General features: G+C 30.4%; 15 protein-coding genes. 9 read left to right on the top strand and 6 right to left on the bottom strand.

The window, feature by feature from the left end:
• The 9 genes from ACRC8M_RS12975 (at position 1) to ACRC8M_RS12935 (ending at position 8,954) form a co-directional block, all read left to right on the top strand.
• Positions 1-1,692, top strand: a complete 1,692-nt coding sequence (locus ACRC8M_RS12975; protein WP_438529518.1) for a phospho-sugar mutase — start codon at positions 1-3, stop codon at positions 1,690-1,692.
• Positions 1,693-1,707: 15 nt separating this feature from the next.
• Positions 1,708-2,784, top strand: a complete 1,077-nt coding sequence (gene hemW, locus ACRC8M_RS12970) for a radical SAM family heme chaperone HemW (protein ID WP_438529517.1) — start codon at positions 1,708-1,710, stop codon at positions 2,782-2,784.
• 17 nt (positions 2,785-2,801) lie between these two features.
• Positions 2,802-3,473, top strand: coding sequence for a YggS family pyridoxal phosphate-dependent enzyme (locus ACRC8M_RS12965; protein ID WP_438529516.1), 672 nt, complete (start codon positions 2,802-2,804; stop codon positions 3,471-3,473).
• Between the two features lie 14 nt (positions 3,474-3,487).
• Complete coding sequence (locus ACRC8M_RS12960) at positions 3,488-4,003, top strand: cell division protein SepF (RefSeq protein ID WP_438529515.1); 516 nt, start codon at positions 3,488-3,490, stop codon at positions 4,001-4,003.
• 20 nt (positions 4,004-4,023) lie between these two features.
• Positions 4,024-5,016 (top strand): 7-cyano-7-deazaguanine synthase, encoded by a 993-nt coding sequence (locus ACRC8M_RS12955; RefSeq protein WP_438529514.1) that lies wholly within the window; start codon positions 4,024-4,026, stop codon positions 5,014-5,016.
• Positions 5,017-5,140: 124 nt separating this feature from the next.
• Positions 5,141-6,064, top strand: coding sequence for a PTS sugar transporter subunit IIA (locus ACRC8M_RS12950; RefSeq protein WP_438529513.1), 924 nt, complete (start codon positions 5,141-5,143; stop codon positions 6,062-6,064).
• A gap of 12 nt (positions 6,065-6,076) precedes the next feature.
• Positions 6,077-6,442 carry a MerR family transcriptional regulator gene (locus tag ACRC8M_RS12945; RefSeq protein ID WP_438529512.1) on the top strand — a complete coding sequence of 122 codons (366 nt, stop codon included), beginning with the start codon at positions 6,077-6,079 and terminating at the stop codon, positions 6,440-6,442.
• A 66-nt stretch (positions 6,443-6,508) separates the two neighbouring features.
• Entirely contained in the window at positions 6,509-7,666 is a 1,158-nt protein-coding gene (locus ACRC8M_RS12940) for an iron-containing alcohol dehydrogenase (RefSeq protein ID WP_438529511.1), read from the top strand.
• Positions 7,667-7,721: 55 nt separating this feature from the next.
• The gene (locus ACRC8M_RS12935) at positions 7,722-8,954 is read left to right on the top strand and encodes an NAD(P)-dependent oxidoreductase (protein WP_438529510.1); all 1,233 of its coding nucleotides are present in this window, start codon (positions 7,722-7,724) and stop codon (positions 8,952-8,954) included.
• Positions 8,955-8,981: 27 nt separating this feature from the next.
• Here ACRC8M_RS12935 and pyrE read toward each other — a convergent pair whose 3' ends face one another.
• The 6 genes from pyrE to pyrB are packed head-to-tail and all read right to left on the bottom strand — an operon-like array spanning position 8,982 to position 14,376.
• Positions 8,982-9,605: an orotate phosphoribosyltransferase gene (pyrE, locus tag ACRC8M_RS12930; RefSeq protein ID WP_438529509.1), complete on the bottom strand. Its 624-nt coding sequence runs from the start codon at positions 9,603-9,605 to the stop codon at positions 8,982-8,984.
• On the bottom strand, positions 9,598-10,803 hold the full coding sequence (locus ACRC8M_RS12925; RefSeq protein ID WP_438529508.1) for a dihydroorotase: 1,206 nt from the start codon (positions 10,801-10,803) through the stop codon (positions 9,598-9,600). Before ACRC8M_RS12925 ends, pyrE begins: the two co-directional genes overlap by 8 nt.
• Positions 10,794-11,522 carry an orotidine-5'-phosphate decarboxylase gene (gene pyrF / locus ACRC8M_RS12920; RefSeq protein ID WP_240218810.1) on the bottom strand — a complete coding sequence of 243 codons (729 nt, stop codon included), beginning with the start codon at positions 11,520-11,522 and terminating at the stop codon, positions 10,794-10,796. Before pyrF ends, ACRC8M_RS12925 begins: the two co-directional genes overlap by 10 nt.
• A 23-nt stretch (positions 11,523-11,545) precedes the next feature.
• Complete coding sequence (locus ACRC8M_RS12915; RefSeq protein ID WP_040406266.1) at positions 11,546-12,463, bottom strand: dihydroorotate dehydrogenase; 918 nt, start codon at positions 12,461-12,463, stop codon at positions 11,546-11,548.
• 13 nt (positions 12,464-12,476) lie between these two features.
• Positions 12,477-13,280, bottom strand: a complete 804-nt coding sequence (locus ACRC8M_RS12910) for a dihydroorotate dehydrogenase electron transfer subunit (RefSeq protein ID WP_438529507.1) — start codon at positions 13,278-13,280, stop codon at positions 12,477-12,479.
• Positions 13,281-13,311: 31 nt separating this feature from the next.
• On the bottom strand, positions 13,312-14,376 hold the full coding sequence (gene pyrB / locus ACRC8M_RS12905) for an aspartate carbamoyltransferase (protein ID WP_438529506.1): 1,065 nt from the start codon (positions 14,374-14,376) through the stop codon (positions 13,312-13,314).
• Positions 14,377-14,516: the final 140 nt, after the last annotated feature.

Genomic DNA, 14,516 nt, shown 5'->3' with positions numbered 1-14,516 from the left:
ATGGATAAGTTTACATTAGAAAATTATAACAATTGGTTAACATCAGATTATATTGATTTAAAAGATAGAGATGATTTAGAGAGCATTAAAGGAAATGAAAAAGAAATAGAAGATAGATTTTATACAAATCTTTCTTTTGGAACTGGTGGAATGAGAGGCGTTAGAGGAGTTGGTATCAATAGAATTAACAAGTATACTATTAGAAAGGCAACTCAAGGACTTGCTAACTATATTTTAGAATCTACAGGAGAAACTGGAAAAAAAATGGGCGTTGCTATAGCTTATGACTGTAGAATTGGTTCTGAAGAGTATGCATTAAATGCTGCTTTAGTTTTAGCTGGTAACGGAATTAAAGCATACCTTTTTAAATCTCTTAGATCAACTCCTGAGCTTTCATTTGCTGTGAGAGAATTAAAATGTATTGCTGGGATAGTTGTAACAGCTTCTCACAATCCACAAGAGTATAATGGATATAAAGTTTACTGGAATGATGGTTGTCAAATAATTGAACCCCAAGCTAGTGGAGTTGTAAACAGTGTTAATGCCATCAATTCATTTGATGAAATTAAACTTTTAACTAAAGAAACCGCTATTCAAGAAGGGCTTTTAGAATATATTTCTGAAGATATGGACACTCAATTTATTTCAGCTGTTAAAAAACAAGTTATTCATAGCGAAATTCCTGGGAAAGAAAACTTTAAAATTGTTTATTCACCATTACATGGAACTGGTGGAAGACCAGTTAAAAGAGTCTTTGAGGAAACTGGATTTAAATCAATCTATATAGTAGCTGAACAAGAGCAACCTGACGGAAATTTCCCAACTTGTTCATATGCTAACCCAGAGGACCCAGCAGTTTTCAAGTTAAGTATAGAGTTAGCTGATAAAGTTGGAGCCACGCTATGTATGGCAAATGATCCTGATGCAGATAGAATTGGTGTAGCTGTGAAGGATGAAAAAGGAGAATGGATCTATCCAAATGGAAATCAGATTGGCCTTCTTTTAATGAACTATATTTTAGAAAATAAAAAAGATATACCTAAAAATTCAGCTGTTGTATCTACTGTAGTTTCAACACCTATGTTAGATATTGTTGCTAAAGAAAAAGGGGTAAAGATTTTTAGAACTTTAACTGGATTTAAATTCATTGGAGAAAAAATAAGAGAGTTCGAAGAGGGAAAATATGATGCTACATTCTTAATGGGATTTGAAGAGTCTTATGGTTATCTTGTAGGAACACATGCTAGAGATAAAGATGCTGTTGTATCTACTTTATTAATAGCTGAAATGGCAGCTTATTATAATAGCATTGGATCATCAATTCCAAAAGAATTAAAAAAATTATATGAAAAATTTGGTTACTATAGAGAAGGGATCATTGCCGTTACAAAAAAAGGAAAAGATGGTGTTGAAGCTATTAGTAAAATAATGTCAAATCTTAGAGCTAACATTTCTGATTCTTTACTAGGAAAAAAAGTAGTATCAAAAAGAGATTTTAGTCTTGGATATGAAGGATTACCAAAATCTGATGTTATTCAATTTGTATTGGAAGATAATACATATATTACAGCTAGACCTTCTGGAACAGAACCAAAAATAAAATATTACTTCTGTGTTGTTGGAAAAACAGAGGTAGAAGCAAACGAAAAATTAATGAAAACTATGGAGGATTTCCAAGCTTTTATTGATTAAATCTTGGAGGTGCTTATGCTAAGCGGAATGTATATACATATTCCTTTTTGTCTTAATAAGTGTAATTATTGTGATTTTTTATCTTTTAAATCTACTGATGAAGAAAGAGAAAAATATGTAACTGCACTTATTAATGAGATTAATATGTATCCTAAATTTCCACTTGAAACTGTTTATTTTGGGGGAGGTACTCCCTCTTTGTTAACTCCTGAACAAGTCAGCAGAATTTTAAATAACTTAAATATTAAAAATAATGCTGAAGTTACTCTTGAAGTTAATCCAAAAACAGTTACTCTTGAGAAATTTAAACTTTTTAAAAAAGCTGGAGTAAATAGAATTAGTATTGGAATACAAAGCTTTAATGATGAACTACTTAAAACTTTAGGTAGACTTCACTCCTCTTCAGAAGGTGAGGAAGCTTTTAACTTTGCCAGAGAAGCTGGATTTGATAATATCAGTTTAGATTTAATGTTTTCTTTACCAAATCAAACTCTAGATAATCTAAAGTCTGATTTAAATCATCTATTCTCATTAAAGCCTGAACACTTCTCTATATATTCTTTAATTTGGGAAGAGGGGACTGATTTCTTTACTAAACTTGAAGCTGGAATTTATAAAGAAACTGATAATGACTTAGAAGCATCCATGTACGAACTAATTATTGACGAAGCTGAGAAAAATGGATATATCCATTATGAAATCTCAAATTTCTGTCTTCCAGAAAAAAGAGCTATACACAATACTAAGTACTGGAAAAATGAAGAGTATCTTGGGATCGGAATCGGAGCATCTGGGTATTATCAAGATATAAGATATAAAAATGTCTTAAAAATTCCTGAATATTATGCTAAAATATCTGATAGCGTTAAGCCTATCTTAGAAGAAGAGTTTGTTGATTCTAACGAAAAAGAGATTTATGAATATATACTCGGATTAAGAATTATTCCTGATGGAATTATTCCTAAAGGAAAATACATAGATCTTTGTAATAACTTAGTTAATGATGGATTTTTAATAAAAGATAATTTACGATATACCTTATCTAAAAAAGGTGTTCTCATGGCTAATGATGTTTTTAGTAAATTTATTTAATTATTTAGGAGGAAATCATGGGAATTTCAGAAAATATTAATGAAATCTTATTAGATATAAAAAAACTCTCTCCATATCCTGAAAAAGTAAATCTTGTTGCTGTCACTAAATATGTTGATATTGAAACTATAAAAGATGTACTCAAAGGTGGTGCCCATATTTTAGGAGAGAATAAAGTTCAAGTTTTAACTAAAAAACATGAGGAACTTTTAGATTACTCTATTAACCATAAATGGCACTTTATTGGAAATCTTCAGAAAAATAAAGTTAAATACATTGCTCGTTTCATTGATATGATTCACTCTATTAATAAACTTTCTTTAGCTGAAGAGATTAATAAAAGAGCCAAAGAACACAATAGAATTATTGAAGTTTTAATAGAGATAAATCTATTTCAAGAGGATAGCAAAGAGGGTTATGATTATCAAGATTTTTTAAATGATATTCCTGCACTCTTATCTCTTGAAAATATTAAAATTAAAGGTCTTATGACGATGGCTCCATATACTGATAATGAAGATTTTATTAGAAATGGGTTCAAGAAATTAAGAGAGTTAAAAGATGAGTTAAATATTCTTTATTTTAATGATTCTTTAACAGAACTTTCTATGGGAATGAGTAATGATTATAAATTAGCTCTTGAAGAGGGAGCAACTCTTATAAGAGTAGGTAGTAAAATATTCGAATAAATATGGAGGTATCAATGAAAATTACTAAATTCAAAAACGCTTTTAAAGATTTTACTGATAGTGTTGGACTTACCTTTGATCCTGATGAAGATAATTACGAGGAGTATCAAGAGGAAAATGAACTAGCTGCTCCAACTCCCAAATTTGGATTAAACAATAGTAGTAAAGAAGATGTTGTTCCATCTTTTACAAACTCTATTCCTAAAGCAGAGATCAAAACACCTATTAATAATACTGTTCAAGAAGATTGCCAAACAATTTTTGTCAATCCTAAGAGTTTTGCAGAATGTAGAAAAATTGCAGATTATATAAAAAACGATAAAGTGGTTACACTAAATCTAGAAAATGTAAATGGAAAGGATGCACAAAGAATTCTTGATTTCTTAAGTGGTGCAATAAATATAAAAGAAGCTAAATGGATTCCTATTAGTAAAAATGTATTTACTTCTGTTCCTAAAAATATCAACTTCCTATATGATGGAAAAAATGATTTAAAACAAAATACTTTTTTAGATATTGACCACGAATAATTAATTTATGGAGGTTAATAATGAAAGCATTAGCGCTTTTTTCTGGAGGACTTGATAGTGCTCTAGCAATTAAAATTATAAAAGATCAAGGAATTGAGGTTATCGCTCTTAACTTTGTCTCACATTTCTTTGGTGGAAAAAATGAAAAGGCTGAAAATATGGCTAAACAACTTGGAGTTCAATTAGAATACGTTAATTTTAGCAGTGTTCACACTGAAATTTTAAAAGATCCTGTTCATGGACGTGGAAAGAATATGAATCCTTGTATCGATTGTCACGCTTTAATGTTTAAAACAGCTGGTGATCTTCTGGAAAAATATGGAGCTTCATTTATTATTTCTGGTGAAGTTCTAGGACAAAGACCTATGTCACAAAATTATCAAGCTCTAGAAAAAGTTAAAGCTCTTTCTCCTGGTCTTGAAAATCTTATTGTAAGACCGTTATCAGCAAAACTTTTACCAGAAAGTGAACCTGAAAAACTAGGATGGATTGATAGAAGTAAGCTTTTAGATATCCAAGGAAGAAGCAGAAAAACTCAAATGGAACTGATGGATAAATTTGGTATTGTAGATTATCCAACTCCTGGTGGAGGATGTCTTCTTACTGATCCAGCTTATTCAAAAAGACTTAGAATCTTAGAGGAAGATGGACTATTAGAAGATGAAAACTCTAATCTATTCCACCTTTTAAAAATTGGAAGATTTTTTAGATTCGAAAAAGGAAAGTATTTAATAGTTGGAAGAGAACAAGATGATAATTTAAAAATAAATGAATTTAAAGATTATGGTTCTTTATTTATTAGAGGAAAAGAGGTTCCTGGACCTCACATGGTTGGATTTGGTGATCTTACACAAGATGAAATAGATTTTTCTTTAAACCTATTTTCTAGATACTCAAAAGTTAAAGGAACTTCAGAAATAACTATTTTACTAAATGGAGAAGATGTTACTATTCCTGCAGTTGATCTTGAAAGTTTAAATGAAGAAATTAAAAAGTATCAAATTACTATGTAAATTTTAACAGCTAAGAAAATATCTTAGCTGTTTTTTTTTCAATTTTTATTTTAATTTATTCAAAAACGTTATATAATTATTTTGTGTTCACATATACTAAATAATGTTAAGGAGGGGACAAATTATGAAGTTGTCCAGTTATCTTTCAGAAGATAAGATTATATCTAACCTAAAAGGAGAAACTTTTGAGGAGCTTATTACAAATCTACTCAAGGAGCTTGCTAAAACAAATAAACAAGTTAAAGTAGAGCAAGAATTTATGAAAAAAGCTATTTTAAAAAGAGAAAGTGAAGCTTCCACGTATATTGGAAATGGTGTTGCAATTCCTCACGCTAGACTTGAATACTTTGATGATATAATCGTTTCTATAGCTTTTCCTGAAAAAAATATAACTATGAAAAATATAATGGGTGAAAATGAACCTGTTGATTTTATTGTTCTAATTGTTGCTGATGTTTTAAAAAATAAAAATATCCTTAAAATTATGTCTGGAATTTCTAGACTTTGTCTTAAAAATAAGGATGTTTTCAAAGAAATTTTAACATATAAATCTCCTGAAAAAACAATTGAAATTTTAAATAAAATGAAAATTGAAATAGACCATAATATTACTGCCGAAGACTTATTTACCACATCTATACTCCCTGCTAAAGAAAATAACACTCTAGAAGATATTGCAAAAAGAATTATTATGGATAGAGTTTCTGGAATTCCAGTAGTCGATAATCATAATAACTTTTTGGGAGAAATTACAGAGCGGGAACTTATTGCTTTTGGTATGCCTAAACATACTACGATTTTAAACGATTTAAGCTTTCTTACTGTAGGTGAACCTTTTGAAAATTATTTAGTAAATGAAAAAATAACAACTATAAAAAATCTATACAGAACAGAAGAGATAATTACAATCGATAAAGATGCTTCTCTTATGGAGATATCATACATATTTATGAATAAAGGAGTTACAAGAATTTATGTTCTTGAAAATAACAAATATATTGGGCTTATATTTAGATCTGATATAATTAAGAAAATTTTACATATATAAGGAGAAAATTTTATGTATTCAATTAAAGCAGTTTCTGAAATGGTTGGGCTTTCCTCCTATACAATCAGGTATTATGACAAGTGTGGCTTAATGCCCTATATCGCTAGAAATAAAAATGGAATTCGTTCCTTTTCTCAAGATGATATATTTTGGATTGAAATAATCAAATGTCTTAAACACACTGGAATGACTATTGAAGATATTAAATCAATTGTTGATTTAAGTTTAAAAGGAGATCATACAAAAGAGGAGCGAAAAGCCATTCTTTTAGAACATAGAAAAAAAATACTTGACCAAATTGAAGAATTAAATGATAATTTAAAAAAACTTGATCTAAAAATTGCTTGGTATGAAGATCATTCTGTTTCTTGTAAATAAATTTCTTGACTTAGAGTTGACTCTAAGGTTTATAATTTTACTAATTAATAATAGGAGGTTGATTTCATGTTAAATTTTAATTTTTATAATCCAACTCATATAGTTTTTGGAAAAGACACTTTAGATCAATTGAACACTTTAGTTCCTTTAAACGCTAGAGTACTAATAACTTATGGTGGTGGATCTGTTAAGAAATTTGGAACATTAGAAAATGTTATTAAAAATCTTCCAGGAAGAGAAATCTTTGAATTTGGTGGAATTGAACCAAATCCTCAATATGAAACTTTAATGAAAGCTGTCCATATTGCTAAAAAAGAAAATATAGATTTTCTTCTTGCTGTTGGTGGAGGATCTGTTATGGATGGAACTAAATTTATAGCTCTTGCTTCTAAATATGATGGTGATTGTTTAAATTTATTAACTCCAGATTTTGATTTAGCTCCAGTTGATTCAGCGATTCCTCTAGGAACTGTTGTCACTCTACCAGCTACTGGATCTGAAATGAATAATGGAGCTGTTATAAGTCATAAAGGATTAAAAGTTCCTGTTTTCAGTATGCATACGTTTCCAAAATTTTCTGTACTTGATCCCACATTAACATTTACTTTACCTAAAAATCAAGTTGCTAATGGCATTATCGATACTTTTATTCACACTGTTGAGCAGTATGTTACTTATCCTGTAGATGCTAGATTTCAAGATAGAACTGCTGAGGGAATTTTAAAAACACTTATTGAAATTGGTAAAACAACAATTGAAGAACCAACTAACTATGATGCTCGTGCTAACCTTGTTTGGTGTGCTACTATGGCTTTAAACGGATTGATTGGTGCTGGAGTTCCTCAAGACTGGACTACACATATGATTGGTCATGAAATTACTGCTATGTTTGGAGTTGACCATGGAAAGACTCTTGCTATACTTCAACCAGCTATATGGGAAGTTAGAAAAGAGAAAAAAAGAGAGAAATTAATTCAATATGCTGAACGTGTTTGGAATATTGAAGAGGTTAATAATGATTTAAAAATTAAACAAGCCATTGAGAAAACTCGTTCATTCTTTGAAGAACTTGGAGTTAAAACTCATCTTTCAGATTATGGTATAACAGAAGATAAAATAGATGATTTAATTTTAGCTTTAGAAAAAAATCATAGAACTTCTTTATCAGAAACTGGAGATTTATCTTTAGAAATAAGTAGAGAAATTCTTAAAAAAGCATTATAATATTTTAAGAGGCTGAGAAGTTTTTCTCAGCCATTTTTTTAAAGAGGTGATTATTTTGAAAATAGATTTACTACAAGAAGCTAACCGTTGCTTAAATTGCAAAAAACCACTTTGTAAAATACATTGTCCTATATCGACAGATATTCCTAATATCATAAATTTATTTAAAGAAAATAAAGTAGATGAAGCTGGAGATATTTTATTTGCAAATAATCCTTTATCTATATTTTGCTCTATTCTATGTCCTCACGAAGAACAATGTAAAGGTCATTGCATAAAAGGAATTAAAGAAACTCCTGTTGAGTTTCCACTTATTGAAAAAGAAATTTCTACCAAATATCTTTCTAAATTACCTTTAAATAAAAAAGAAGATAAAAAAATAGATGTGGCTGTTATTGGTGGTGGCCCTGCTGGTATTACTTCTGCTATTCTCTTAGCAAAAGAGGGATTTAATGTTACTATATTTGAAGCTTTTTCTAAGCTAGGTGGTGTCTTAAGATTTGGTATTCCTGAGTTTAGACTATCTAGAGAGCTAATGGATACTTTTGAAAAATATCTTTTAAATCTAGGTGTTAAAATAAAATATAATACTTTAGTTGGACCCACTCATACTATTCAAAATTTAAAAAATGATGACTTTAAGTATATTATTATTACAACTGGTGTTTGGAATCCTAAACCTATGGATATAAAAGGAGAAACTAAGGGAGATGTTCACTATGCTATTAACTACCTTGTTTCCCCTGAGTCATATAATCTTGGACCTAACGTTTTAATTATTGGTGGAGGTAATGTTGCCATGGATGCAGCTAGAGTTGCTAAAAGATTGGGTAGTTCTGTCACAGTTATGTATAGACGTGGTGAGGAGGATATGCCCGCTACTAAAGTTGAAATCGCTGAAGCAAAAGAGGATGGTGTAAATTTTAAATTTTACTATGCTCCAAAAGAGATTTTGGACGATACTATGATTTTTCTAAGAACTGAATCACATACTGATGAAAACGGAAGAAAAAAACTTATTACTTTAGAAGATAGTGATATTGGAATACCTTACAGCTCAGTTATTGTCGCTGTTAGTCAAGGGCCTAAAAAAAATATTGTCTCTTCTGAAGATAGAATTAGTCTTGAAAAATGGGGAACTATAATTGTTAATGATAATTTTGAGACAACTTTAGAAAATGTATTTTCTTGTGGCGATGTAGTGACTGGTCCTAAGACTGTTGTTGCTGCTGTTAATGATGCTAAAAAAGTAGTTGCTAATATCTTAAAAAAAGAGGAGTTGATTTAATCAACTCCTTTTTCTTATATTTATATCTTATTTTCCCCAAGTATCAGGAGTTTTATTCCACTTTAAAGCTATTTCAGCTTCTTCTGAATCTATATAATTTTCCTCTGTCGCAACATTAATTAATGAAGCAAAGTTCGAAAGTGTCGTCCAAGGAATATGGTCTTCTTCAAAGTTCTTATATGCCTTTTCAAACTCATATGAGAATATTGCCAATACTTCAACATCAATAGCTCCTGCTTCTCTTGCAGCTGCTACAGCTTTTATCGAGCTTCCTCCTGTTGATATTAAATCCTCTATTATTACTACCTTTTTCCCTTCAAATTCAGCTCCCTCAATTTGTCTTCCTGCACCATGAGCTTTCTTTTCTCCTCTAATATAAGCCATTGGTATATTCATCTCTTGAGCTATAAATGCTGCCCATGGAATTCCTGCTGTTGCTGTTCCAGCCACAATATCAAACTCTTTTTCTTTTAGAACTTCTATAAAAGCATCTACTACAACTTGTCTCTCTTTAGGGAATCCTATCATTTTTCTATTGTCACAATAGATTGGACTTTTTATTCCTGATACAAAAGTAAATGGATCCTTTACACTTAATCTAACTGCCTCTGTTCCTAATAATGATTTTGCTATATTTTTTTCTCTAGACATTTTTATAATTCACTCCTTCTCCAATTTTTTCTATAAAGTTTTTACCGTCATAAATAAGATGACCTCTTACCATAGTTAATAGTACTTTTCCCCCTCCTACTATTCCATTATAAGGTGTCCATCCACATTTTGATATTACATCTTCATTTTTTATAATCTCTTTATTATTTAAATCTACCACAACTAAATCTGCATCATACCCAACTTCTAGTTTTCCTTTTTCAGCAATTCCAAATATTCTAGCTGGATTTTCTGACATAACTTTCTGTAGAGTTTTCATATCTATTTTTTTATTTAATTCTTTCAACATCATCTCTAAGGAATTCTCCACTCCTGGTATTCCATAAGTTGTCTTAGAATTTTTTTCCTCTAAAGTATGTGGTGCATGATCAGTTCCTATTGTGTCAATAGTTCCATCCTCTAATCCTAACCAAAGAGCCTCATTATCCTCTTTGCTTTTTAACTCTGGCTTCATCATAAGTAACGAGTTTGCCATGCTTGAATCTAGAAATAAATGGTGTGGTGCTACTTCTCCATATATTTTTAATCCCTCTTTTTTTGCAGCTCTTAGTTTCTCAACTTCACTCTTTTTAGAAAGATGACACAAATACAGTGGTTTTTTAAATTTTCTAGCCAAATCTATAGCCTTATCTACCATCTCTTCCTCTGCATGAACTGATATTATTTTAGATTCTTTAAACAAATTTTCTAAAACTTTTTCCTCTTCAACTAACATATCCCCTGTTGACATATTCAGAAATATTTTAGTTGAAGCTACTCTATCTCTTACTTTTCTTATCTCTTCACTATTATCTAATTTACTTCCCCCAAAGTGAAATCCATAGTCGACATAACTTCTATTTTTAGAATTGCTCTCTTTAACATCTAAAATCTCTTCTGTTGTTGTATTTGGAACTGTGTTTGGCATATCTATAAATGTTGTTATCCCACCCTTAGCACATGCTTTGCTTCCTGTTTCAAAATCCTCTTTATAAGATAATCCTGGATCTCTCATGTGAGTATGTACATCTATTACTCCTGGTAAAACCCAGTTTTCATCCATATCTATAATCTCATCTATATCTAACTCTTCTACCTCTGAGCATCTATATATTTTAGCAATCTTCCCTTTTTCTACTAAAATATCCTTTATATCCTCTTCCCCATGATATAAAACTCTACAGTTTTTTAGCAACATAGGCTTCCCTCTTTTACTCCCTCCTCTATTTCAGCTAATACTTTTTTAGCTGCTTCTACAGGATTCTCATTTTTAGTTACTGGTCTTCCTACAACTAGATAATCACATCCATTTAGTATTGCATCTTTAGGAGTCATTATTCTCTCTTGATCATTAGCAACTGACCATTTAGGTCTTACTCCAGGACATACAGTTTTAAAGTTTTCTCCACATAGCTCTTTTATAGCTTTTGCTTCCCACGGTGAACATACAATTCCATCCATTCCAGCTTCTTTTGTTAATTTAGCTAAATTTAAAGCCAACTCTTTTAATGTTAATTCACTTTTAAAAGTTTCTTTTAATCCCTCTTCTGAAAAACTTGTTAAAATTGTTACGGCAATCGACAATATTTCTGGATTTACCTCTTTTACTCTCTTTGCAACTGATTCCATCATTGCTCTTCCACCACTTGCATGTACATTAAACATGAACACATCTTGTTTAGCTGCAAATAATGATGCCATTGTTGTTGTATTTGGAATATCGTGGAATTTTAAATCTAAAAATACTTTTTTACCTTTTTGAGTAAGATATTCTACCATCTCTCCCTTTGAGTTTAAAAATAGCTCTAATCCCACTTTATAAAAAGAAACTGTTTCTCCTAAAATTTCAACTATATTCTTTGCATCCTCCATATTTGAATAATCTAATGCTATTATTAATCTATCTTTAATATTCATTTTTCCTCCGTTATTTTTATCTATTAGTTGTGTGCTGCTCCTACAATCTCTTGTATATTTTCTAATCCATTCTCCTCACAAAATTTTTCTAATCCATCTTTTATCTCAACTGGTAAAATTGGATTTGAGAATAATCCTGTTCCCAACGAAACCATTGTTGCTCCTGCCATCATAAACTCTATTGCATCCTCAGTAGAAGAGATTCCTCCCATTCCAACTATTGGTATATTTACATTTTTATATACTTGATACACCATTCTTAAGGCTACTGGTTTTACTGCAGGCCCTGAGAACCCACCAAAAGTATTTCCTAATACAGGTTTTCTCTTTTTAATATCTATTGCCATTCCTAGTAAAGTATTTATTAAAGATACTGCATCTGCACCATTCTCCTCTACAACTTTTGCTATATGAACTATATCAGTTACATTAGGCGATAGCTTTACAATCAAAGGTTTTGTTGTTACTTCTCTAACAGCCTTTGTCACAGCTCCAGCTACTTCTGGCTTAGCACCAAATGCCATTCCCCCATCTTTTACATTTGGACACGATATGTTTAATTCTATCATATCAACTTCTGGGATATTTTCTACTCTTTTAGCTATTTCAACATACTCCTCTATTACTTTTCCATTTATGTTAACTATTATTGGAGATTCAATTCCAGATGACTTTATATTTTTTACAATTACATTTTCAAAGTAATCTATTCCTGGATTTTCAAGTCCAACACAGTTTAACATTCCTCCTGGAGTTTCTGCTATTCTAGTTCCATAGTTACCATCTCTAGGTTCCATTGTTATTCCCTTTACTACAATTCCTCCCAAAACATTTGGATCAAAATAATCCTTATATTCCAATCCAAATCCAAAACATCCTGATGATGTTACCATTGGATTTTTAAACTCTTTTCCTAAAAAATTTGTTTTTAATCTATTCATCTTTTCCACTCCCTTAGTTTCCACAGCTACACCCTGTATTTTCTTTAGGACTTGCATCCACTATTATTTTTGAATCAAAAACTGGTCCATCATGACAAACTTTTTTCATTCCATCTAATGTTTTTATTGAACATCCAACGCATGCCTTAACCCCACATGCCATTCTTTCTTCTAAAGATACTTCACAAAACACTCCTGCTTTTAATGATGTTTCCCCTACTGCTTCCATCATTTTATGAGGCCCACAAGTTTGAACCATATCTATTTTTTCATCAGCTAAAACCCTACTTAAAACAGATATTACATTTCCTTTTTCTCCTAAAGAACCATCATCCGTTGTTATATATGTTTTTACTCCATCTAAATTTAAATTTTCTAATATATTTAAAGCTTCTTTTCCTCTTCCACCAGCTATAAATATAACTTCATTTTGTTTTTTCAACTCATCTATTAGTAGTTTTGTTGGTGCAATCCCCATTCCACCACCAACAACAACACACTTTTTATCTTTTACTTCTGTCGTAAACCCTGTCCCTAAAGGACCTTGGATATTTAAGATTTCTCCAATTTCAAGTGCAGCAAACTCCTTTGTTCCTCCACCTTTTACTTCATAATAAAACTCTAAAATATTTTTATCTTTATCTACATAATGAAGACTGATCGGTCTTCTTAAAACTCTTATTTCATTTTTTAATTTTAACATAAAAAACTGTCCAGCTTTTGAGTGTTGAGAAGCCTTCTCAGATTCTATCTTCATTAAGTAATAGTTTTCTCCAATTTTACAATTTTCTAATACTTTACAATCCTCTAAAAACATTTTTTTCCTCCCAAATCTATCTTAAAATATTTTATTTTTTTATGTCTCTATTACAGTAGTAGCAATATTCATGTTCTTTATCTACAACATACTTGTTTTCTGTCTCTTCAAATTTTGTTATACACTTTTCATTATTACAAATAATCTCAGTAGATTTTTTAATATCTTTTTCTCTCATCTCATACTTTAATGTTTCTACTAGTCCTAATGCTATTGAAAAAATCGCTTCTCTTGTTGGAACCCCATTTGCTGCCTGCTCAAAATATTTAGCATGCTTTGTTTCATCTAAATCTATTTTTATTTCATCTACTCTAGGTAATGGATGTAAAATTATCATATTTTCTTTACACTTACCTACAATACTTTCTTTATCTATAATATAAACTCCAGCCACTTTCTCATAATCCTCTTGATTATCAAATCTTTCCTTTTGAATTCTTGTCATATACAATACATCTATCTCTTTTAAAACATCCTCATACTCATTTAATATATGATATTTTATATTTTTTTTCTCAAGCTCTCTTGCAATATACTCTGGTATTTGGATTACTTCTGGGGCTATAAAGTAAAACTCACAGTTGAACATCTCCAAAGCTTTTGTTAACGAATGAACTGTTCTCCCATATTTTAAATCTCCTACAAAAGCTACCTTTTTCCCTTCTATGCTTCCAAGCTCTTTTTCAATTGTATATAGGTCTAAAAGAGTTTGACTTGGATGCTCATTAGCTCCATCTCCAGCATTTATTACTGGCACTTTTGCTATATCTGCTGCAAAACGAGCTGCACCATCTCTATTATGTCTCATAACAATCACGTCAGAATAAGCTTCTGTCATCTTTATTGTATCTCTTAGTGATTCACCTTTTTTTAAAGAAGTAGCGTCTGGTGAATCAAATCCTAAAACTTTAGCTCCTAATCTATAAGCTGCTGATGTAAATGATAACCTCGTTCTTGTTGAAGGTTCGAAAAATAAGCTTCCAACTATTTTATTTTTCAAAAGTTCTTCATTTTTTTTCTCTAACTCTTTTGCTACTCTTAAAACCTCTAAAATATCACCTTTTGTAAAATCTTTCATTGAAATAAAATCTCTCATTTTTCCTCCTTAATAATTTTAGTTAAAAAAAAAGGAATAGAAATTACAAATTAATGTAACTTCTATTCCATATATTAAAATCAAAATTAAAAGATAAAAATAATGAAAATAGTATTTTTTTCTTTTTTTCTTTTTTTAAT

The organism is Cetobacterium sp., from assembly GCF_051653945.1.
GTDB lineage: Bacteria > Fusobacteriota > Fusobacteriia > Fusobacteriales > Fusobacteriaceae > Cetobacterium_A.
The sequence above is the reverse complement of the archived record's forward strand: the minus strand, read 5'-3'. Positions and strand labels throughout refer to the sequence as shown.

Bases quoted from the DNA above. Each gene is read 5' to 3' on its own strand.
- ACRC8M_RS12910 (WP_438529507.1), bottom strand. From the start codon at position 13,280: ATGTTTTTAGAGGATTGTAAAGTATTAGAAAATTGTAAAATTGGAGAA.
- ACRC8M_RS12925 (WP_438529508.1), bottom strand. From the start codon at position 10,803: ATGTTGCTAAAAAACTGTAGAGTTTTATATCATGGGGAAGAGGATATA.
- ACRC8M_RS12955 (WP_438529514.1), top strand. From the start codon at position 4,024: ATGAAAGCATTAGCGCTTTTTTCTGGAGGACTTGATAGTGCTCTAGCA.
- pyrB (WP_438529506.1), bottom strand. From the start codon at position 14,376: ATGAGAGATTTTATTTCAATGAAAGATTTTACAAAAGGTGATATTTTA.
- ACRC8M_RS12915 (WP_040406266.1), bottom strand. From the start codon at position 12,463: ATGAATAGATTAAAAACAAATTTTTTAGGAAAAGAGTTTAAAAATCCA.
- ACRC8M_RS12960 (WP_438529515.1), top strand. From the start codon at position 3,488: ATGAAAATTACTAAATTCAAAAACGCTTTTAAAGATTTTACTGATAGT.
- pyrF (WP_240218810.1), bottom strand. From the start codon at position 11,522: ATGAATATTAAAGATAGATTAATAATAGCATTAGATTATTCAAATATG.
- pyrE (WP_438529509.1), bottom strand. From the start codon at position 9,605: ATGTCTAGAGAAAAAAATATAGCAAAATCATTATTAGGAACAGAGGCA.
- ACRC8M_RS12965 (WP_438529516.1), top strand. From the start codon at position 2,802: ATGGGAATTTCAGAAAATATTAATGAAATCTTATTAGATATAAAAAAA.
- ACRC8M_RS12950 (WP_438529513.1), top strand. From the start codon at position 5,141: ATGAAGTTGTCCAGTTATCTTTCAGAAGATAAGATTATATCTAACCTA.
- ACRC8M_RS12975 (WP_438529518.1), top strand. From the start codon at position 1: ATGGATAAGTTTACATTAGAAAATTATAACAATTGGTTAACATCAGAT.
- ACRC8M_RS12940 (WP_438529511.1), top strand. From the start codon at position 6,509: ATGTTAAATTTTAATTTTTATAATCCAACTCATATAGTTTTTGGAAAA.
- ACRC8M_RS12945 (WP_438529512.1), top strand. From the start codon at position 6,077: ATGTATTCAATTAAAGCAGTTTCTGAAATGGTTGGGCTTTCCTCCTAT.
- hemW (WP_438529517.1), top strand. From the start codon at position 1,708: ATGCTAAGCGGAATGTATATACATATTCCTTTTTGTCTTAATAAGTGT.